The 20040-nt window shown below is 35.4% G+C and carries 17 protein-coding genes; 10 read left to right on the top strand and 7 right to left on the bottom strand.

Annotation, left to right across the window (positions count from 1 at the left end; translation table 11 throughout):
* Positions 1-42 precede the first annotated feature (42 nt).
* A complete protein-coding gene (ruvC, locus tag IPM51_16675) occupies positions 43-600 on the bottom strand; it encodes a crossover junction endodeoxyribonuclease RuvC (GenBank protein MBK9285932.1) in 558 nt (185 codons plus the stop codon).
* A 27-nt stretch (positions 601-627) separates the two neighbouring features.
* On the opposite strand from ruvC, the gene IPM51_16670 reads away from it, so the two are divergent.
* The 4 genes from IPM51_16670 to IPM51_16655 all read left to right on the top strand — a co-directional run bounded on the left by IPM51_16670 (position 628) and on the right by IPM51_16655 (position 6145).
* The gene (locus tag IPM51_16670) at positions 628-1596 is read left to right on the top strand and encodes a flippase-like domain-containing protein (protein ID MBK9285931.1); all 969 of its coding nucleotides are present in this window, start codon (positions 628-630) and stop codon (positions 1594-1596) included.
* Positions 1593-2702, top strand: a complete 1110-nt coding sequence (locus IPM51_16665; protein ID MBK9285930.1) for a glycosyltransferase — start codon at positions 1593-1595, stop codon at positions 2700-2702. Before IPM51_16670 ends, IPM51_16665 begins: the two co-directional genes overlap by 4 nt.
* A 6-nt stretch (positions 2703-2708) precedes the next feature.
* A complete protein-coding gene (locus tag IPM51_16660) occupies positions 2709-3965 on the top strand; it encodes an ABC transporter permease (protein MBK9285929.1) in 1257 nt (418 codons plus the stop codon).
* A 146-nt stretch (positions 3966-4111) separates the two neighbouring features.
* Entirely contained in the window at positions 4112-6145 is a 2034-nt protein-coding gene (locus tag IPM51_16655; protein MBK9285928.1) for an OmpA family protein, read from the top strand.
* On the opposite strand, the gene IPM51_16650 is transcribed toward IPM51_16655, so the two are convergent.
* From IPM51_16650 to IPM51_16635, 4 genes are all read right to left on the bottom strand, one after another.
* Positions 6142-6663: a DUF4199 domain-containing protein gene (locus IPM51_16650; GenBank protein ID MBK9285927.1), complete on the bottom strand. Its 522-nt coding sequence runs from the start codon at positions 6661-6663 to the stop codon at positions 6142-6144. The genes IPM51_16655 and IPM51_16650 overlap by 4 nt on opposite strands.
* Complete coding sequence (gene rho / locus IPM51_16645) at positions 6663-8075, bottom strand: transcription termination factor Rho (GenBank protein ID MBK9285926.1); 1413 nt, start codon at positions 8073-8075, stop codon at positions 6663-6665. Before rho ends, IPM51_16650 begins: the two co-directional genes overlap by 1 nt.
* Positions 8076-8380: 305 nt before the next feature.
* Positions 8381-9376 carry a DUF4476 domain-containing protein gene (locus tag IPM51_16640; GenBank protein MBK9285925.1) on the bottom strand — a complete coding sequence of 332 codons (996 nt, stop codon included), beginning with the start codon at positions 9374-9376 and terminating at the stop codon, positions 8381-8383.
* Between the two features lie 69 nt (positions 9377-9445).
* Positions 9446-10534, bottom strand: coding sequence for a mannose-1-phosphate guanylyltransferase (locus tag IPM51_16635; protein MBK9285924.1), 1089 nt, complete (start codon positions 10532-10534; stop codon positions 9446-9448).
* 189 nt (positions 10535-10723) lie between these two features.
* Here IPM51_16635 and IPM51_16630 point away from each other — a divergent pair, with 189 nt between their 5' ends.
* The 5 genes from IPM51_16630 to purS all read left to right on the top strand — a co-directional run bounded on the left by IPM51_16630 (position 10724) and on the right by purS (position 16230).
* A complete protein-coding gene (locus IPM51_16630; protein MBK9285923.1) occupies positions 10724-12556 on the top strand; it encodes a DEAD/DEAH box helicase in 1833 nt (610 codons plus the stop codon).
* 17 nt (positions 12557-12573) lie between these two features.
* On the top strand, positions 12574-14502 hold the full coding sequence (locus IPM51_16625) for an ABC-F family ATP-binding cassette domain-containing protein (protein MBK9285922.1): 1929 nt from the start codon (positions 12574-12576) through the stop codon (positions 14500-14502).
* A gap of 148 nt (positions 14503-14650) precedes the next feature.
* A complete protein-coding gene (locus IPM51_16620) occupies positions 14651-15463 on the top strand; it encodes a CDP-alcohol phosphatidyltransferase family protein (GenBank protein ID MBK9285921.1) in 813 nt (270 codons plus the stop codon).
* A complete protein-coding gene (locus IPM51_16615; protein MBK9285920.1) occupies positions 15460-15909 on the top strand; it encodes a DUF2147 domain-containing protein in 450 nt (149 codons plus the stop codon). The genes IPM51_16620 and IPM51_16615 overlap by 4 nt, the downstream gene beginning before the upstream one ends.
* Positions 15910-15978: 69 nt before the next feature.
* Positions 15979-16230: a phosphoribosylformylglycinamidine synthase subunit PurS gene (gene purS, locus IPM51_16610; protein ID MBK9285919.1), complete on the top strand. Its 252-nt coding sequence runs from the start codon at positions 15979-15981 to the stop codon at positions 16228-16230.
* Here purS and IPM51_16605 read toward each other — a convergent pair.
* Positions 16227-17171: a T9SS type A sorting domain-containing protein gene (locus tag IPM51_16605; protein ID MBK9285918.1), complete on the bottom strand. Its 945-nt coding sequence runs from the start codon at positions 17169-17171 to the stop codon at positions 16227-16229. The genes purS and IPM51_16605 overlap by 4 nt on opposite strands.
* Before the next feature lie 100 nt (positions 17172-17271).
* Here IPM51_16605 and IPM51_16600 point away from each other — a divergent pair, with 100 nt between their 5' ends.
* Positions 17272-18525: a methionine adenosyltransferase gene (locus IPM51_16600; GenBank protein ID MBK9285917.1), complete on the top strand. Its 1254-nt coding sequence runs from the start codon at positions 17272-17274 to the stop codon at positions 18523-18525.
* A gap of 107 nt (positions 18526-18632) precedes the next feature.
* On the opposite strand, the gene IPM51_16595 is transcribed toward IPM51_16600, so the two are convergent.
* On the bottom strand, positions 18633-20036 hold the full coding sequence (locus IPM51_16595) for a phosphoglucomutase/phosphomannomutase family protein (GenBank protein MBK9285916.1): 1404 nt from the start codon (positions 20034-20036) through the stop codon (positions 18633-18635).
* Positions 20037-20040 lie beyond the last annotated feature (4 nt).

The raw sequence follows: 20040 nt of genomic DNA, 5'->3' as shown, positions 1-20040 counted from the left end.
ATCATAGTAATCATGATAGTTGCCGCCATTTTTATTCTTTAATTACAATTTTCTACCCGGATTTTCATTAATAAAAGCTTTCCATCCTTTTGCTTTTTTTTCACCGGACGCCAATCCTCGGTTTTGATAAAAGTGACACAAAGCCGCGCCAAGCGCATCTGTTGCATCCAACGGATATTTAGTCTCTTCAATAATAAGCGTTTGTTTAAGCATGGCTGCAACCTGCTCTTTACTGGCGTTACCATTTCCTGTTATGCTCATTTTAATTTTTTTTGGAGAATACTCTGTCATCGGAATTTGTCTGCTTAACGCTGCAGCAATAGCAACACCCTGCGCTCGTCCTAATTTTAGCATACTCTGTACATTTTTCCCGAAAAAAGGGGCTTCAATGGCTAATTCATCCGGATTATATTCTTCAATTATTTCAATAATAGCATCGAAAATTTTTTTCAAACGATCGGCATGCTCTGCGAACTTATCCAGTTTAATCACTCCCATTTTTTCCAACTTCACCTTGGCCCCCGAGGTAGCAATTATAGCATATCCCATTACAATCGTCCCAGGATCTATTCCTAAAATTATTCTCTCGCTGTTTCGCATTAATAAATGTAAATTTAAGCGCTATTCATGTCGGGTAAAAAAATAATATCAATAGTTATAAAAGCTTTTATTGGCATTGCCGGTGTGTTTATTATTTACTGGAAATTAAAAGACGATTTAACCCCGGATAATATAACTTATTTGCTGCAAGCGATTTCATCCCAAACCGGATTGCTTTGTCTATTAGGCTGTCTTTTACTTATTCCGATTAATTGGGGAATTGAATCTTTCAAATGGAAATTAATAACTGCACAAATTGAAAAAATCAGTTTTAAAAATGCGCAAAAATCGGTGTATAGCGGAATTTGTATAGGTAATTTAGCGCCTGGAAGAGCAACCGAATTTTTAGCCAAAATAATATTTTTTAAACCTGAAAACCGAACGGCCGTTTCAGTGCTTCATTTTGTAAACGGCATGTTTCAATTATCCCTAACTTATTTAATCGGATTTATTGGTTTAGCCATACAGCTAAATGCATTGGCGCATGATCAGGTCTGGATTGCTTACTTGTCATTTGGTATTGCTATTTTGGTTATGCTGGTATTTATAATCAGCCTCTTTAAAATTTCGCGCATTATTAATTATGCCGTTAAAAAAATAAGCGCTACAAAAAACATTGAACCGGTGAATTTCCAATTCAATTTTTCATTGCTGTTTCAATTATTTTCTTATTCACTGTTACGCTACATTGTATTTTCGGTTCAGTTTATTTTGCTCTTATACCTTTTCGCAGGAAATTTTAATTCAAATATTATTATAGGAATTGTAATTTATTTTCTCATTACCACCAGTATACCCATGATTAGTTTTTTAGAAGGTGCCATACGAGCCGCAGTTGCATTATTGGTTTTTAAAAATTGTGGGATTAGCGATACGGCTGCCGCATTGGCTTCTATTTCTGTTTGGCTAACCAATATTATTATTCCAAGTATATTTGGCTATATTTTTCTTTTACAACAGGAGTTCGATTTTAAATTAAATAAACGAAACAAATGAGTGTTGAATATTATATTTTGTTTGGCATTTTATTTTTGTACGCACTTTTGTTAAGTTTTCCGATTCTTGGTTTTGCTAAATCTGAGTTTGTTAAAAACGATTCCGATTCATTAAATGAACCTATATCCATTATAATCTGTGCCCGAAATGAAGAAAAAAATATTCCTAGGTGTTTAAAAACAATTTTACATCAACAATATGATCTTTCAAAATTGCAAATAATATTAATTGATGATGCGAGCACGGATTCTACGGTAAATTATGCTCAGGCCATTTTAAAAGTTTCCGGAATAAATTATAAAATCATCCAAAACAAGAAGCAATTGGGGAAAAAACGATCTATTCTCCAAGCCCTGCAACTGGCCGAATATGAATTAATCATTACGCGTGATGCAGATACATATACCTTAAGCGATGAATGGTTGTATACTATTTCAGACTTTTACACAAAACATAAATGCGACATGATAATTGGCCCGGTAGCTATTTCTCAAAATTCCGGTGCGCTTTGGGCCTTACAGGCTATTGAAAATGATATATTGAATGTTCTTTCCTGCGGAATGGCAAAACTCAAAAAGCCCTTTTTATGTAGCGGAGCCAATTTAATTTTTACTAAAACTGCTTTTAAAAAAGCTGGATCCTATCAAAGTCACCTAGCTATTACTTCGGGGGATGACGTATTGTTTCTGGAAGATTTAAAAAAAACAGGCGCAAAGATCAGTTACTTGAAAAGCAATAAGGCTGTAGTTTATACCTACCCATGTCCAAACATCAAATCCCTCTTCCTGCAAAAAATCAGATGGGCCAATAAATTTTCTTCCAACAAAAATTATTATAATAACCTATTGGCTTTTGTTACGCTTTTAACAAACATTTCGGTGCTTTTTTGCATACTCAATGCCTTTTTAGTGGCTCAAAATGCTACTTTCGGCTTAATTTTTATAGGAATTAAGCTTGTAATTGACAATTTGTTACTATTTTTAGCTTCACGTTTTTTAAAAACTAAGGGTCTGACTATGTACATTTTACCTGTTGCTTTGGTGTATCCTGTATATGTATTATTAATTAGTCTCTTATCTATTTTTATTAAACCAAACTGGAAGTAAGAACTTATGTTTTTTAAAAAGAAACGAATTGACTTTGAATCAGAATCCCTCAGTGCTCAAACCTGGAAGAGGTTCAAACGAAATAAACTTTCCATGCTTGGTTTATTTATCATTTTTGTTTCCTGTTCTATTTCCATTTTAGGTTATTTGATTACACCTGATAGTACGCCTTACGCCAATGATCAAAAACCTGAATTGCACATCAAAGAGCCCGGCTTCACTTCCCGTTTTATTTTAGTTAAGAAAAATGAAACTTTTGTAAAGCCATCGGTTTTAGACAGAATGTTATTTGGCTCTTATTCGGAATACACCTCGCTTACGATGTATAACTATTTTTTCAAAGGTCCTTTTATTTTAATTGAAGAATTTACTGGTAATAAAAATAATAACGGTTCCATTTCAAAAGTAAATGTTGCAGACGTGATTTATGCAGTTGATCAAAAAGAACCCATAAATTATAATGTACTTACAAATGAAGTTTCTTTTTACGAAGTTGATAATCCGGTTAAACAAACTAAATCAATTACTGAATTAAGAAAAATCATTCAGGAAAAGCATGTAGTTACCAAAAAGTATTTACTAGGTACAGATTTATTAGGAAGAGATTTATTAAGTAGATTATTAATCGGAACAAGAATAAGTTTAAGTGTTGGACTTGTTTCTGTAATCATTTCCATTTTAATCGGAATTTTATTGGGTGCTATAGCCGGTTATTTCAGAGGAACAGTTGACTCAGTAATTATGTGGCTCATCAATGTGGTATGGAGTATTCCAACCTTATTATTGGTAATTGCCATCACTTTGGTTTTAGGAAAAGGTATCATCCAAGTTTTTATTGCTGTAGGATTAACCATGTGGGTTGAAGTAGCCAGAATTGTAAGAGGACAAATTCTAAGTATTCGCGAGAAAGAATTTGTAGAAGCAGGAAGAGCACTTGGTTATACGAATATGCGCATTATCTTAAGGCATATTTTACCAAACGTAATGGGGCCGGTAATTGTAATGGCGGCCAGTAATTTTGCATCTGCCATTTTAGTAGAAGCCGGATTAAGTTTTTTAGGAATTGGTGCTCAACCTCCGGTTCCCACTTGGGGAGAAATGACCAACACACACCATGGTTATATTCTAATGGATAAAGCTTACTTAGCTTTTATACCCGGCATTGCCATTATGATACTAGTGCTTTCTTTTATGTTAGTTGGTAACGGTCTGCGAGATGCCTTAGATACCAGAACGCTCGACGAAAAACCGATTGCAAACTAAAAATTTATTGAACAGCGCAGCTTAGCCTTTGTAATTCAACCCGGTTCCGCTTTCGTTTAAGCTTTTTAACAATAAAGGGTACACATTTATTCATAATAAGTACCGGATACCTGTTTCTTTAGCATTAAATTTGTATTAATAATCGTATGAAACATCTGATTCAAATTCTATTAGTATTTCTCGCCATATCGCCAATTTCAATGCTGGCGCAGGATGAAGATGAAAAACAAGTTAAAAAAATATGTAATGAAGATCTCAATAAAAAAGCCATAAAGCTTTATGAAAAAGCGTTGGATAAAAAGAAATACAAAAAACAAGAACGATTGGAGTTTTTAACCGAAGCTATTCAATTGGAACCTGACTTTCCGGAAGCTCATTTAAGAATGGGATTTGAAATGGAAGTTCGTTTAAGAGTAGAAGAGAAGCCTTACAAACCACTCATTCAGCCATTCATGGCCGCCATTAAATATTGTCCGCAAATTCATAGCGAACCCTACTATTTCATGGGATTTGCTTATTACGAAGCAGGCAATAATGATTCTGCAAAAAAATACCTGCAAAAGTTTATAGATTTTAAGGATGAAGATGATGCCAAGTTTGGAAAAAACTATAATTTCTATTTAGGTAATGCTCAAGGGATGATCAAAACCATTAAAAAAGAATCTTCACTTAAAAAAGGTGTACCCTTTAATCCAAAAGTTGTAAATGGCGTTTCCACAGAACGAGATGAATATCTCACCTACGTATCACCCGATGATCAAAATTGTTTTTTTGTTCGCAAACAACCTATAGTAAGTAAAAATCAAGTGTATGCCAGTGATCGGGAAAAAGAAGTTTTTATGATTGCAAAACGGGATAAAACCGGACAGTTTACCAAAGGAGAGCCATTACCTGAACCCTTTAATGTTACTGATGATAATCAGGGGGGTTGCACCATTTCCATTGATAATAAACATTTGTATTTCGCTATGATGAAAGATGAAGGTGGAGCTCAACCTAATGTTGATTTATATGTAAGCGATAATATTGAAGATTACTGGACCGACATTCGCAAATTAAGTGCAACAGTAAATGATCCCAAATATTGGGATAGTCAACCTACCATTGCGTCCGACGGCATCACACTTTATTTTGCGAGCGACCGTCCGGGCGGATTTGGTGGAATTGATTTGTATGTAACGGTTAAAGATCCGCGCACCGGAACATGGAGCGTGCCCAAAAATTTAGGCCCTAGCATAAACACCAAGGGGAACGAAAAAACGCCTTTTATTCATAGTGATAGTCATACCATTTATTTTTCCAGTGATGGACATTACGGTTTCGGGGGGTACGACATTTACTTTGCACGAATGGATGAAAGCGGCAAGTGGTCGGAGCCTGAAAATATTGGAGCACCCATTAACGGACCCGGAGACGATAGCGGTTTTTTTGTGAGTAAGGATACCAAAACAGCTTATTTTTTCAGTTACAATGAAGGAAAAGTGGCCGGAAAAGGTGTCGGGCGTTACGACATGTATAGTTTTGATTTATACGCCGAAGCCCGACCAAATGAAGTTGTGTTTTTTGAAGGTGATGTGAAAGATCACGCCGGAGAAGCTGTAGCAGGAGCAGTGGTGGAAATTAAAAATACAGTAACCAAAGAAAAAACTTACGCCGTAGTTGACAGCACGAGCGGAAAATACATGGCAGCCGTTCAGGTAAAACACAAAGATAAATTAATTATAACCGTAAAAAAAGATTCTGTGGCTTTTAATACCACGGTAGTTGATATGAAAAATGTAACCGTAACAACAAAAATACCGGAAGTGAAATTAACTGTACAAAAATCAGATAAAGGAAAAAGTTTTGTTATTAACGATATACATTATAAAACCAATAGTGCCGAGATTGAAGAATCCAGTAAATTAATTTTACAATCTTTTGCCGAATATTTGCTGGAAAACCCAAATCTCTCAGTGGAAATTCAAGGGCATACCGATAATGTTGGTAACCCAAAAGACAACCTGGCGCTTAGTTCAAACCGTGCATTTTCAGTAAAACAATATATTGAGAGTTTTAAGGTGCCCGGCAAAAGAATCAGTGCAAAGGGTTATGGCCAAACAGCACCTATAGCAGATAACAAAACCGAAAACGGAAGAGCTCAAAACAGAAGAACCGAATTTTTAATTGTGGATCATTAATTCACGCGGTTTCTTTTTAAAAGAACTGCACAAATAAACGTGCTGCTTAAACCTAATAATATATAGGAAAATAATTTTCCGGTTGTTGCTTTAAAAGCTGAAACTTCCGTATTTTTTATTTGTTCCTCAATAATCTTTGCATAATCCGCTTCTTTAACTTGCGGTAATTTTTTAAGATAGTCTAAAAACTGAGCACTGTTATAATACTCAATCGCAATTTTTTTTCCGGCATATTCAAATTCAAAATAATTATAGGCACTCACCAACACAGCTCCTACAATAAAAACAGTTAAAGCAATTCTAGTCGCTTCCTTCCCTCCTATTACTCCGTTGTAATCTTTATCGCGTGTGCTTTTTATGGCCAAAATGTAAAACGGAATAACCATAAAAACAGCTGTGATATTGGAATAATACCAACCAAAATGAGTTAAAGAAAATCCGCCAAAGAGAATTACTAACTTAAAAATAATTACAAAAAGGCTGTACGCTAAACCAAAATAAAGTCCCTTCTTATTCATTACCCATTCATGCCTACTAAAAATTCTTCATTGGTTTGTGTTCTTCGCAATCGCTCCAATAAAAACTCCATGGCTTCTTGTGGATTCATATCCCCCAAATGCTTGCGCAATACCCATAACCTAGATAAGGTTTCTTTATCAATTAATAAATCATCTCTACGTGTTGACGAGGCTAATAAATCAATGGCCGGATAAATTCTTCGGTTAGATAATTTTCTATCCAACTGTAATTCCATATTTCCGGTTCCTTTAAATTCTTCAAAAATAACCTCGTCCATTTTAGAACCGGTTTCCGTTAAGGCGGTAGCTAAAATGGTTAATGATCCGCCATTCTCCACTTTACGTGCTGCACCAAAAAATCTTTTTGGTTTATGTAAAGCATTGGCATCAACACCTCCGGTTAATACTTTACCGCTGGCAGGTGAAACAGTATTGTATGCACGAGCTAAACGGGTAATACTATCTAACAAAATAACCACATCATGTCCGCATTCCACCAATCGTTTTGATTTTTCTAAAACTATGTTAGCAATTTTTACATGTTTTTCCGCCGGTTCATCAAAGGTACTCGATACTACTTCTGCCTTCACGCTTCTGGCCATATCCGTTACCTCTTCCGGTCTTTCATCAATTAATAAAATAATTAAATAAATTTCGGGATGATTGGCAGCTATTGCATTGGCCACATCTTTTAATAAAACGGTTTTACCGGTTTTAGGCTGCGCCACAATTAAACCACGCTGTCCTTTTCCAATTGGTGAAAACAAATCCATTACACGTGTACTTAAATTTTCCTGTGCATGGCCTGTTAATTTTATTTTTTCATACGGAAATAATGGTGTTAGGTATTCAAACATCACGCGGTCACGTACAAAGCCCGGATCTCTTCCGTTAATCTGATCAACTTTTATTAATGGAAAATACTTCTCTCCTTCTCGAGGTGGTCTTACACCACCTTTAACCACATCTCCCGTTCTTAATCCGAATAATTTAATTTGCGATTGAGAAACATACACATCGTCGGGTGAATTCAGATAGTTATAATCTGAGCTTCTTAAAAATCCATAACCATCAGGCATGATTTCTAATACGCCGGTAACTAAAACAATATTATCGAAATTGTAATATACTTTTTCCGGTTTTTTAATTTGATTTTCATCTGTTGAAGCGGTTGTTGAAGCTCCGCCTTCCTGCATTTGTGCAGACTCATTTGAAGAAACTTCAGTTTCTGCTGTAGCTTCAGTTGTTACCGTTTCTGCTACCTCAGTTTCCTGAACAGGCATAACCACATTTTCCTCTTCATTCACTTCTGAAACTGATTCAGAAACCGCTTCTTCATTAATGGGATCTAACTTTACTTTGCGAGGTCTTTTTTCACGCGTTTCTTTTTTACCGTCTTTTTCTTTGGCCATGATGATATTGATAAATTAAAAAATCTATAGAATTATTAAAACATGTACTTGTATCGATTAGTGATTTAAACTTTGTCTAAACCCAATAATTTTTAATTGATTAAATGTTTATTAAAATATATTTCTGAGATGAATGAAGCCGGGAAATCAGGTTCGTCAGAATTACACTACAATAATATGTATTTATTTTATTTGCACCAAATAATTAAAAAAATATTTACACAATTGGTCATTTTTATCCATAAAAAGCTAAGCCATTAGCATAGCTATAATTAAAACGCAAGTAATAAAAGAATTTTATTTGCCTATTTGGCTTCTAAAAAGTGATTAAACTCTTCTGTTGTATTATCAAAAGAAAAAGCTTCACTTACTTTATAATAATTTGCTTTATCTACGCAGTAATCATATGCAAATTTCGCATACGTCAGTTTATCATCATCCATGCTAAATAATGCACAGATACTTTTAACTTGAACTACACTTAAACATGAATTTTTAGTGGCTAATTTGGCTGTACTCATTTTTGTGTCGGCAAATGGTTTCGACTCCACTGATTTTTTCATGCTTTCAAACGAGCCACTTGTCATGGCTACATTACACCCTGCATTAGATTTAGTTGAGGCTGCTGAGGCTGAAGTTTCATTAACTGAACCGGCTGAGTTCATACTTCCGGATGTGCGTGTGGTAGTGGTTACTGTAGAGGAAGAAGTTGTTTGCATGGATGTTTGTGTAGCGTTCATTCCGCCTACATTCATATTCATGCCGGCTTCACCAATATTTAAATTAATGGAAATGTTTTCTGATCCGGGTCCATTTGTTGAGGTTGTAGTTTGTCCGTTTTCAGTAATCGTAGTAGAAGTATTGTAGTTAACTTGATCTGAACTTGAACTGGAAGAGGAACCAACCGGATTTTCAGAAGTGTGATACGCTACCGTAGAAGCTGAACTTTTTGGCGCTTCTTCTAAAGCAACTTTTCCAAAATATTGCATTTTCAACTCCATTTTTTTATTTCTTCTAATTTTAATGGTATGTTCAAAACCATTTTCACCCATCATATTTTGTTTGAGTTTTGGTAAAGCTGCATTTTCGAATTCAACTCGTAAACTTAAAGCTTCAGCGGTTAAACCCGTTACTTTGATATTCGTCTCCGGCTTATCATTCTGGCGAACTCCATTTACAATTGCGTAAAAAGGATCACCGTCTTCTGAAAAAATAACCAGGTTATAAGATTGGGCATTCAGATTAATTGCATTAAAACCGAAAATACATAATGTAAATAAAACACTTTTAATAAAATTCATACAAATTAATTTAGGTTGATTTAAATTGAAAATAAAATATAAACGAAAATAATAATTTTAATTGTAATGCTAAATAAATCTTTCTCCTTTTTTCACCTTCACATCATTTACAAAATTTCTGATTTGTTGCTCGTCTTCTTTTTTGCATATCATTAATACGCCTTCACTCTCTACCACAATGTAATCATCCAAGCCCTGCAAAACCACCAATTTATCTTTAGGTACATGTACAATGCAGTTTGAAGAATTGTAAAGCATAACATTTTTACCTATGGAAGCATTTTGATGATCATCTTTTTGAATATGGGTATATAAACTTCCCCAGGTTCCTAAATCACTCCAGCCAATTGCACTCGCTCGCACAAAAACATTGTCGGCTTTTTCCATTACGCTATAATCTATCGAAATATTTTTACAAATAGTATACGCGTTTTTAATAGCTGTTTCTTCGTCTGCGGTATTGTAAGCATCCCAACAATCTTTAAATACATTCGCCAATTCCGGATCGTGCGCTTCTAGTGATTTTATTATTTCTGAACTTCGCCAGATAAAAATTCCCGAATTCCATAAAAAATCCCCACTCTCCAAAAAAAACTTAGCCATTTCCATGTCCGGTTTTTCAGTAAAAGTTTTTACTTTATACATGCGCTGCTCTTTATCGGCCTCAGAACTTTCAATAAATTGTATATAACCATAACCGGTATCCGGTCTGGTAGGTTTTATACCCAAGGTAATCAAACAGTTTTCTTTCTGTGCTTTATCAAAACAAGAATTTATAGCGCGCACAAAAACATTTTCCTTTTTAATCATGTGGTCGCTTGGAGCCACAATGGTTACTGCATTCGGATTTAATTTATGAATTTTGTAAGTGGCATAAGCGATACAAGGAGCCGTATTTTTTCGGGAAGGCTCGCGTAAGATATTTGCTTTAGGTAATTCGGGTATTTGATGATTTACTAATTCATAATACGCCTGACTAGTAACCACAAAAATATTTTCATTCGGGCATAACATACGCATGCGCTCGTAAGTTTGCTGCAATAAGGTTTTACCGCTTCCTAAAATATCAAGAAACTGTTTGGGGTGCTTTGAAGTGCTCATAGGCCAAAACCTCGAACCTACGCCACCGGCCATTATAATCGCATAATGATTGCTCATTCTAAAAAAGAGGCTCTAATTTACGTATTTCTTGCTTATTTTCGTTTAATTAACTGCATTTAAACCAATTTAATTCAGATATTTAGTATATTTGCACCAGAAATCTGAATTACCTGGCCTGTTTTTTGTCGGCATGAAGCATTAAAGCAAGGTACCTCAGCTTTAATGTATAATTAAAACTTAAAAAAAATGACGTTTGAAGAATTAGGTCTTCAGAGTAACCTTTTAAAAGGTATTACAGACCTTGGATTTACTGAGCCAACCCCAATTCAGCAAAAAACAATTCCCCTCTTATTAAATAATTCAACCGATTTAGTTGCGCTTGCACAAACCGGTACCGGAAAAACAGCAGCTTTTGGCTTGCCTCTTTTAGGTAGAATTGATTGTGATAACAGAATAACGCAAGCTTTAGTGCTTGCTCCAACGCGTGAACTTTGCATGCAAATTACCGGAGATCTTAAAAAATACAGCAAGTATTTTTCTAATTTTTCTATTTGCGCAATTTATGGCGGTGCCCGAATTGATGGACAAATTAAAGAAGTAAGAAAAGGTGTGCAGGTAATTGTAGCCACCCCGGGCCGTTTAATTGATATGATAGAAAGAAAGGTGGTTAATTTAAATACCGTAAAATATATTGTATTGGATGAGGCAGATGAAATGTTGAATATGGGCTTTAAAGAAGACCTGGACATCATTTTAAAAGAAACTCCAAAAGATAAAAATACATGGCTGTTTAGTGCAACCATGCCTAAAGAGGTTGAACGCATTGCCAAGAACTACATGAGCAAACCTGCTGAACTTTCAGCCGGAAATAAAAATGAAGGTGCCGCTAATATCGAACACGTATATTATTTGGTGCATCCCCGCGACCGTTATCCGGCGCTAAAAAGAGTTGTGGATTATTACCCCGAAATTTTTGGGATTGTTTTTTGCAGAACAAAAGCCGAAACACAAGAAGTTGCTGATGCATTGATTAAAGACGGGTACAGTGCTGATGCTTTGCATGGCGATTTATCACAAAGTCAGCGTGATTTTGTAATGAAACGTTTCCGAAGCAAAACCTTACAAATGTTGGTGGCAACTGATGTTGCAGCCAGAGGAATTGATGTAAATGATGTAACCCATGTAATTAATTTTAATTTACCTGAGGATGTGGAGAACTATACGCACAGAACAGGCAGAACGGCCAGAGCCGGTAAATCCGGAATTGCCATTACTATCATTACTCCAAAAGAACAATCACGCATTCGCGATATAGAAAGAATTCTTAAAAAGAAATTCGAACGTAAAAACGTACCAACCGGCGTGGAAGTTTGCGAGAAACAACTTTTTAATCTGGTTCACAAATTACACAGCGTTTCTGTTAAGGATGATGAAATTGAAACTTTCCTTCCTAAAATTTATGAAGAATTAAAAGATTTAAGTAAAGAAGAATTAATTAAACGTTTCATTAGCGAAGAGTTTAATCGCTTCCATGAATATTACGAAGATGCACAGGATTTAAACACACTGACCGGAAATACCGATGGTGCTTTTGGAAATAGCCGTGTTACCCGTTTCTTCATTAATATGGGTATGATGGATGGATTTAATCGCAACAGTTTAAAAGATTATTTAGCGGACGCCGTTAAACTACATCCACGTATGATATTTAATTTAGATATCAAAAGCAGTTTCTCCTTTTTTGAAACTGAAAGTAAATTTGTAGATACTTTCTTGGCAATAAATTCCGCCGATACAGAATTTAATAATCGTAAGGTTCAATTGGAAGTAAGTAAAAAGAAAATGAGTGAAGGTGGAGGAAATCGCAGCGGTGGCGGCGGTGGCGGATTCAGAGGTAATGGCAGTGGTGGATACCGTGGCGGAGAAAGAAGCAATTCCGGTAAAAGCGGTGGATTTAAAAGAAGAGATGATAATGAAAAACGCCCACGTAAATTTGTAAAAAAATCATCTTCTGAAGGTGGAGGTCGTTCATACGGCGATAAACCGGCAAAAAAAGGATTTGGAAAAAGCAGATTTTAATGATTTAATATTGTTTTATGATTTCGGTTAATGCTGTAACAGTAAGTTTTGGCGGTCATAATTTATTTGACAACATCAGTTTCTTAATTAATCCAAAAGACAGAATTGGATTAGCCGGTAAAAACGGTGCAGGAAAAAGTACACTTTTAAAATTACTGGCGGGCGAGCAAAATCCCAGCAAAGGTGAAATTGCCGTGCCCCGCGAATGTAAAATCGGTTACTTACCCCAAGACATGATTCATCAACATGGCCGAACGGTTTTTGGTGAAACAGAAACAGCTTTTCAGGAAATTAATATTCTGGAAAGCAGAATCGAAAAAATAAATCATGAGCTGGAAACCAGAACGGATTACGAAAGCGACTCTTATGCTAAACTGATTGAAGAACAAACCGAACTTTATACCCGCTTAGATATTATCGGCGCCGGAAGCAAAGACGAGGAAATAGAAAAAGTGCTGAAAGGTTTGGGCTTTGAACGTAAAGATTTTGAAAGACAAACCGCCGAATTCAGCGGAGGATGGAGAATGCGGATTGAATTAGCTAAACTGCTATTACAAAAACCCGATATCTTATTACTCGATGAGCCCACTAATCACCTCGATATTGAAGCGATCATGTGGCTGGAAGAATTTATGGAAGATTTTCCGGGTGCAGTGGTATTAATCAGTCACGATAAAACATTTTTAGATACAGTTACTTCACGAACCATCGAAATTGTAAACGGAAAAATTTACGATTACAAAACCAATTACTCGCGTTATTTGGTGCTGAGACAAGAAAGAATTGAACAACAAGAAAACGCGCAAAAAAATCAACAAAAAATAATCAATCAAACCGAAGTATTAATTGATAAATACCGGGCAAAGGCCAGTAAAGCTTCCTTCGCTCAATCCTTAATCAAAAAATTAGATCGCATGGAGCGTGTGGAAGTGGATGATATGGATAACACGGTATTGAATTTCCGTTTTCCTGCTCCGGCTCACAGCGGTAAAATTGTTTTAACTGTTGAAGAGGCCGGAAAAAAATATGGCGATAAACAAATTTTTTCGGATGCCAATTTCATTATTACCAAAGGCGAAAAAATTGGTTTGGTTGGAAGAAACGGTGAAGGAAAAAGTACCATGATGAAAATGATTGCAGGAAAAATTCCATTCGATGGAACCGTGCAAATAGGCCATAGTGTTTTAACCGGGTATTTTGAGCAAGACCAGGAAGAAAAACTCGACCCCAAAAAAACAGTTTTTGAAACCATTGATGATGCGGCCGTAGGTGAAATGAGAAAACAAGTGCGTGGTTTATTGGGTTCTTTTTTATTCAGAGGGGATGATATTGATAAGAAAGTGCAAGTACTAAGCGGAGGAGAAAGAGGAAGATTAGCTTTGTGTAAATTATTATTGGAGCCCTACAATTTACTGTTGATGGATGAGCCCACCAATCACTTGGATATTCGTTCTAAAGAGATATTAAAAAAAGCATTGATCGATTATGAAGGCACGGTAGTTATGGTAAGTCACGACCGTGATTTTATGAAAGGAATTTGCCATCGTTTATTTGAATTCAGAGACGGAAAAGTGAAAGAACACCTTTGCGATATTGAAGAATTTATGCAATTGCGTAAAGTAGAGCGTTTGAATGAGTTGGATTTAGATAAAAAAGAAAAGAGTGCCGAAAAAAAACCGGCGCCAGCAACAAATACGGCCAATACAGAAAAACAAAATGCCGAAGCCGAGCAAAAGAAAATTCGCTCCCAAATAAAAAAAGCCGAAGAAAATATTGAAAAGCTGGAAAGCGAAATTAAAAAGTCGGATGCCTTATTAGCGGATCCGAAAGAATACGAAAAGTTGATGAATGACCAATCTTTTTTTGCGAAATACAATGCCTTAAAAAAAGAACTTGAACAGGAGATGCAGAAATGGGAAGACTTGAGTTCTAAAATTCAGGGGTAAAAAATTCTTTCGTCCAAGCTTACTTTTTCATTGAATTATTAAACGAATCTCATCACCGTTATTAATTATATGGTAGTTATTCGTCTTTCTCATTCTTATTTTAAGAAATAAGCATTTAATCAATTTCATTTATTAAATTTAAACTGTGATAAAAAAGCATATACCCAATGCTATAACCTGTTTAAATCTGCTTTGCGGTTGCCTGGCCATTGTAAAAGCAATGGATGGTAATATCATCATGGCTTGTTATTTGGTGGGTCTTGCCGCCTTGTTCGATTTTTTTGACGGCATGGCAGCACGAATTTTAAATGTAAGCTCGGATATTGGAAAAGATTTAGATTCATTAGCCGACGTAGTGAGCTTTGGTGTAGTACCGGGCATAGTCATGTTTCGTGTATTACAATTCACCAACAACCATTATATTTTCTCGTCAATGCCACACCAGGGTGTTCCCAACAGCGTGCATGCCTTTGATCATTATTTGCCTTACATCGCTTTTTTAATTCCGATTTTTTCAGCACTAAGATTAGCTAAATTCAACAACGACGATAGACAAGTAGATGCTTTTATTGGTTTACCCACTCCGGCCAATTCTATTTTCTTTTGTTCCATTGCCTTCCTTATAAAAACTACTTATTATGAATTTGAACATAAATCTTATTCCATCAATGATTTACTTTCTTACGATTTAAAATACGATTTATACATGAATAAATTAGGCCACCCCTATTTTATGGCCTTTGTTATTTTAATTTTTTGTGTTTTACTGGTTCTTGAGGTAGAACTTTTTTCTTTCAAATTCAAACATTTTGGCTGGCAAGGCAATCAAGTACGCTGGTTATTTATCCTTTGGAGTATTTTAATAATTGTGCTCATTCGATTTAACGGCATCCCGCTTATCGTTTTATCCTACATCGGATTTTCCGTTTTAAACAATTTAAAGACAAAAATAAAAACATGAAAAAAATTACAATTTTATTTATTGCATTATTATCATTTGGCAATATTAAATCCCAAAACGCTGAGGCAGATAAAATTTTAGGTATGTGGCTAACCGGTAGTGGTAAGGCGCACGTAAAAATTACAACTTACGGCGAAAGCAAATTTGGCGGGAAAATTGTATGGTTAAAAGAACCTAACCGAGCCGATGGTTCGGTTAAAAAAGATGATAAAAATCCGGATGAAAATAAACGTAAGAATAACATTTTAGGAATGGATAATTTACTTGGTTTCACTTATGCCGGAAAAAAATCTTATGAAGGCGGAACAATTTATGATCCCGAAAATGGCAAAACGTACAAGTGCATAATGACATTAGAGAATGAGAACACACTCAAAGTGAGAGGATATATTGGCATAACCATGATTGGACGAACAGATACCTGGACCCGCGTTGTTGATAAATGATAAACTGTTGATTTATTTTTAAACCCTTCAATTAATCAATTCGTATATTCGTAAAGTAAAAATAAGCTCATGAAATTTATTGCAGATATTGATGTAATGCCCTTAAAAGCTTTACTCGACCCACAAGGAAAAGCCGTTACCGGCTCTATGAAGAATTTAGGATTACCCGAAATTCAAAATGTAAGAATTGGCAAACATATTACTTTAGAAATTGAAGCTGAAAATGAAAGTAAAGCCGGAGCAAAAGTAGAAGAAGCCTGCAAAAAATTACTCTGCAATCAAATTATGGAAGGTTATGAATTTAAACTTACCCAAGTTTAATTCAGCAATATTTTTTTAGTAAACACCTGTTTATTTTGCTCATTCATAATTCGAACAAAATAAATTCCGTTTTCTAAATCTCCAGCATTTATTCTCTCTTTCACATCTTTTAGGTCTTTTACCAATTTTGCTTGTATATTATAAATTAATACGCTGTTATTTTGCGGAATATTTTGAAAATAAATTGATTTATCAGATGCAAATACATTTCTATTTTCATCTACTTCTTTCTTTTCTAAACCCGTATTCGTATCGTAAAAATTATAAACAGTTCCTGTGCTTGGCGTACCGGCAACGGCATAATTAAAAACGTTTATATTTCCGGATAAGAAATTATTAACAGTTGGGCTTGCCGCCGCACCGGTTAAACCTATTCCATACTGGCAATTATTTATACTCACAAATTTATAGGCTCCAACGGCAGGCCCCGCAGCTCCATTTCCCTGATAAACCAATGTTGCATTCGGAACCGTGCAGGTACCTACATGAACTTCAATTCGGTTTATACCCTCAAACAACCATAATTGAAAATTGGCAGTTGCGTTAACATCATAAAAATACTCCGCATTTTTCCATTCTATTTTCATAATTCGAGTTGGAGCAGTTCCTTCTGAAAAATAAGAAATTGGGGAGTTGCCCCCGGCTTTTGCCTTAAGCCTGCAACCAAAAGGCAATAATAAATTATTATACGATGGGTCGAAAAATGTAAATCCCCCTCCCTCAACATTAATGCTATTTACCGTATTACCCGCGAAGCTAAAATTGAATCCTAAATTAACACTAAAACTTGTGGCGTAACTCCATCCACTAGATGATAATACATTGGGACTTACTAAATCCGAATACGCTGCATTCGATACCGAAAAACTGTATTGAGCATTTAGTATACTGCAAGTATTAAACAATATTGCTAATACGAATAATTTTAAATTTTGTATCATGATTATAAAATATATACTTAAATGTACATTTTTTTTATTATTGTTTGAAATATTCAATGATTACATTACATTTGAAGCCTATTAATTAAAAGAAAAACAAATGGGTTATTTATTTACTTCAGAATCTGTTTCGGAAGGACATCCGGACAAAGTGGCCGATCAAATATCGGACGCATTAATTGATAATTTTCTAGCATTCGATCCTTCGAGTAAAGTGGCTTGCGAAACGCTGGTAACAACCGGTCAGGTTATTTTAGCGGGTGAAGTAAAATCCAAAACCTATTTGGACGTACAGGAAATTGCACGTGAGGTAATTCGTAAAATCGGATATACCAAAGCAGAATATATGTTTGAAGCCAATTCTTGCGGAGTGCTTTCAGCTATCCACGAACAATCCGGCGATATCAATCAAGGTGTTGAAAGAAAGAAGAAAGAAGAACAAGGTGCCGGCGATCAGGGAATGATGTTTGGTTACGCTACTAATGAAACTGCTAATTATATGCCATTGGCCTTAGATTTAGCACATGGTATTTTAATTGAACTTGCTGCTTTACGAAGAGAAAATAAAGAAATTAAATATTTACGTCCGGATGCGAAATCACAGGTTACATTAGAATATAATGATAATAATCAACCGGTTCGAATTGATGCTATTGTGGTTTCTACACAACATGATGATTTTGATTCAGAACCAAAAATGTTAGCGAAAATTAAAGCAGATATCATTAATATTTTAATTCCTCGCGTTAAAAAGAAATATCCTAAATACGCCAAATTATTTAATGATAAAATTGCATATCACATTAATCCAACCGGAAAATTTGTAATTGGTGGCCCGCATGGAGATACCGGATTAACAGGCCGGAAAATTATTGTTGACACTTACGGAGGAAAAGGAGCACACGGTGGTGGGGCTTTTTCAGGAAAAGATCCAAGTAAAGTTGATCGTTCCGCAGCTTATGCAACTCGTCATATCGCAAAAAATTTAGTGGCTGCCGGTGTTTGCTCAGAAGTTCTAGTACAAGTATCTTATGCTATTGGCGTTGCTAAACCTATGGGAATATTTATTGACACCTATGGAACTGCAAAAGTAAAAATGACAGATGGCGAAATTGCTAAAATTGTGGAGAAGGTATTTGATATGCGCCCATACTTTATTGAGCAACGTTTTAAATTACGTACTCCTATGTATAGCGAAACCGCAGCTTACGGACATATGGGACGTAAGAATGAGACTGTAACAAAAACATTTAAAACTCCTGACGGAAAATCTAAAACCATGAAAGTGGAATTGTTTACATGGGAAAAATTAGATTATGTAAGCAAAGTAAAAGCTGCTTTCAAGATTAAATAAACTATCCTAAAACAACAAACTAAAAAGCTATTTCAATTGAAATAGCTTTTTTTTATATATTGCCCTTAGAGAACGTTGTGAATCCTTTGTGCCTTAGCGGTTAAATTTTAACTCAATAAAACCTTTTTCGCTTCTTCTAAAATATCATCCGTTTTTTGTTTGTTCTCTCCTTCAGCATAAGTTCTTAAAACAGGTTCCGTTCCGCTGGCGCGAATCATCAGCCAGGTATTTTCATCGAAGAAATATTTCCAGCCATCTAAATCTTCCACACGCGTTACTTTGTATTTACCGAATGCCGAATAATTACCGGCCTTGCAGTTTTCCAATACTTTGTTCTTTATGGCATCATTGATGTATAAATCGTTTCTTTCAAACCAAAACGAACCGGTAATATCATACACTTCTTTAATTAATTCTTGCAATGATTTTCCGGTTTTGGCCATAAATTCCCAAATAGTTAATCCCATCCATATACCATCTCTTTCTGGTATATGTCCCTTTATAGCAATTCCTCCACTCTCTTCTCCTCCAACTAAAACATCTTCAGTAACCATAATACCACAAATGTATTTAAAGCCAATTTTAACCACATCCAGGGGTAAATTATAATACTTACACATGTTTTTTATACGGTTTGTAGTACTAAAAGCAGTAGCCACTTTTCCGTTCAAGCCTTTATATTTCACCAAATAATGAATCAACAACAAAATGATATGGTGTGAATCTACAAAGTTTCCGTTACTGTCATATAATCCTATTCTATCGGCATCACCATCTGTGGCTAATCCGCAGGAGATGTTTTTTTTATCCTTAATAAAATTACTAAACTCCATTAAATTTTTATGAATGGGTTCAGGAGCCTGGCCATGAAAGCCCGGATTGTGATCACTATGTAAATGGTGTATGTCCGGAAATAATTTTCGCATTACTCTTTGTCCGGCTCCAAACATACTGTCATATGCCAACACTAATCCCGAATCGCGAATAGCTTTCAAATCAAAATTTTTCTCACAATGTTTGATATACATATCCTCCAACGGACTCATTTCAATTTGCTTGTTGTTTATTGCTTGCTCCAGATCAATACTTAAATAATTTTCATTGGCCTTTTCGGGAATTATGTCTTCAATTTCTTGTACCTGCTCAGGGCCTAATGGTCCGCCATAGTGTGCTTTCACTTTATAACCGTTGTAGGAAGGCGGGTTATGGGAAGCAGTAATTATAATTCCCAAATCTGCTTTAAGCTGAACAACGCCAAGCGAAATCATGGGCGTACTTATATAATCTTTAGCTAAATAAACTTTTAATCCATTGGCAACAAAAACTTTTGCTGCCGTTTCCGCAAAAAGTTCACCGGCAAAACGGCAATCATGTCCAAGTACAATATTTTTTTTATTCTGTTTTAACAACCATTTAGCTGTAGCTTCACTAACTCTGGCCACATTATCTACTGTAAAATCCTTTGCAATGATGGCTCTCCATCCGTCGGTTCCAAATTTAATTTTAGTCATATCT

It is taken from the genome of Sphingobacteriaceae bacterium (assembly GCA_016715905.1).
Classification (GTDB): Bacteria; Bacteroidota; Bacteroidia; order B-17B0; family Aurantibacillaceae; genus Aurantibacillus.
The sequence above is the reverse complement of the archived record's forward strand: the minus strand, read 5'-3'. Positions and strand labels throughout refer to the sequence as shown.

Excerpts from the sequence above, each read along its gene's own strand:
- ruvC (MBK9285932.1), bottom strand. The coding sequence starts at position 600 with ATGCGAAACAGCGAGAGAATAATTTTAGGAATAGATCCTGGGACGATT.
- IPM51_16670 (MBK9285931.1), top strand. The coding sequence starts at position 628 with ATGTCGGGTAAAAAAATAATATCAATAGTTATAAAAGCTTTTATTGGC.
- IPM51_16665 (MBK9285930.1), top strand. The coding sequence starts at position 1,593 with ATGAGTGTTGAATATTATATTTTGTTTGGCATTTTATTTTTGTACGCA.
- IPM51_16660 (MBK9285929.1), top strand. The coding sequence starts at position 2,709 with ATGTTTTTTAAAAAGAAACGAATTGACTTTGAATCAGAATCCCTCAGT.
- IPM51_16655 (MBK9285928.1), top strand. The coding sequence starts at position 4,112 with ATGAAACATCTGATTCAAATTCTATTAGTATTTCTCGCCATATCGCCA.
- IPM51_16650 (MBK9285927.1), bottom strand. The coding sequence starts at position 6,663 with ATGAATAAGAAGGGACTTTATTTTGGTTTAGCGTACAGCCTTTTTGTA.
- rho (MBK9285926.1), bottom strand. The coding sequence starts at position 8,075 with ATGGCCAAAGAAAAAGACGGTAAAAAAGAAACGCGTGAAAAAAGACCT.
- IPM51_16640 (MBK9285925.1), bottom strand. The coding sequence starts at position 9,376 with ATGAATTTTATTAAAAGTGTTTTATTTACATTATGTATTTTCGGTTTT.
- IPM51_16635 (MBK9285924.1), bottom strand. The coding sequence starts at position 10,534 with ATGAGCAATCATTATGCGATTATAATGGCCGGTGGCGTAGGTTCGAGG.
- IPM51_16630 (MBK9285923.1), top strand. The coding sequence starts at position 10,724 with ATGACGTTTGAAGAATTAGGTCTTCAGAGTAACCTTTTAAAAGGTATT.
- IPM51_16625 (MBK9285922.1), top strand. The coding sequence starts at position 12,574 with ATGATTTCGGTTAATGCTGTAACAGTAAGTTTTGGCGGTCATAATTTA.
- IPM51_16615 (MBK9285920.1), top strand. The coding sequence starts at position 15,460 with ATGAAAAAAATTACAATTTTATTTATTGCATTATTATCATTTGGCAAT.
- purS (MBK9285919.1), top strand. The coding sequence starts at position 15,979 with ATGAAATTTATTGCAGATATTGATGTAATGCCCTTAAAAGCTTTACTC.
- IPM51_16605 (MBK9285918.1), bottom strand. The coding sequence starts at position 17,171 with ATGATACAAAATTTAAAATTATTCGTATTAGCAATATTGTTTAATACT.
- IPM51_16600 (MBK9285917.1), top strand. The coding sequence starts at position 17,272 with ATGGGTTATTTATTTACTTCAGAATCTGTTTCGGAAGGACATCCGGAC.
- IPM51_16595 (MBK9285916.1), bottom strand. The coding sequence starts at position 20,036 with ATGACTAAAATTAAATTTGGAACCGACGGATGGAGAGCCATCATTGCA.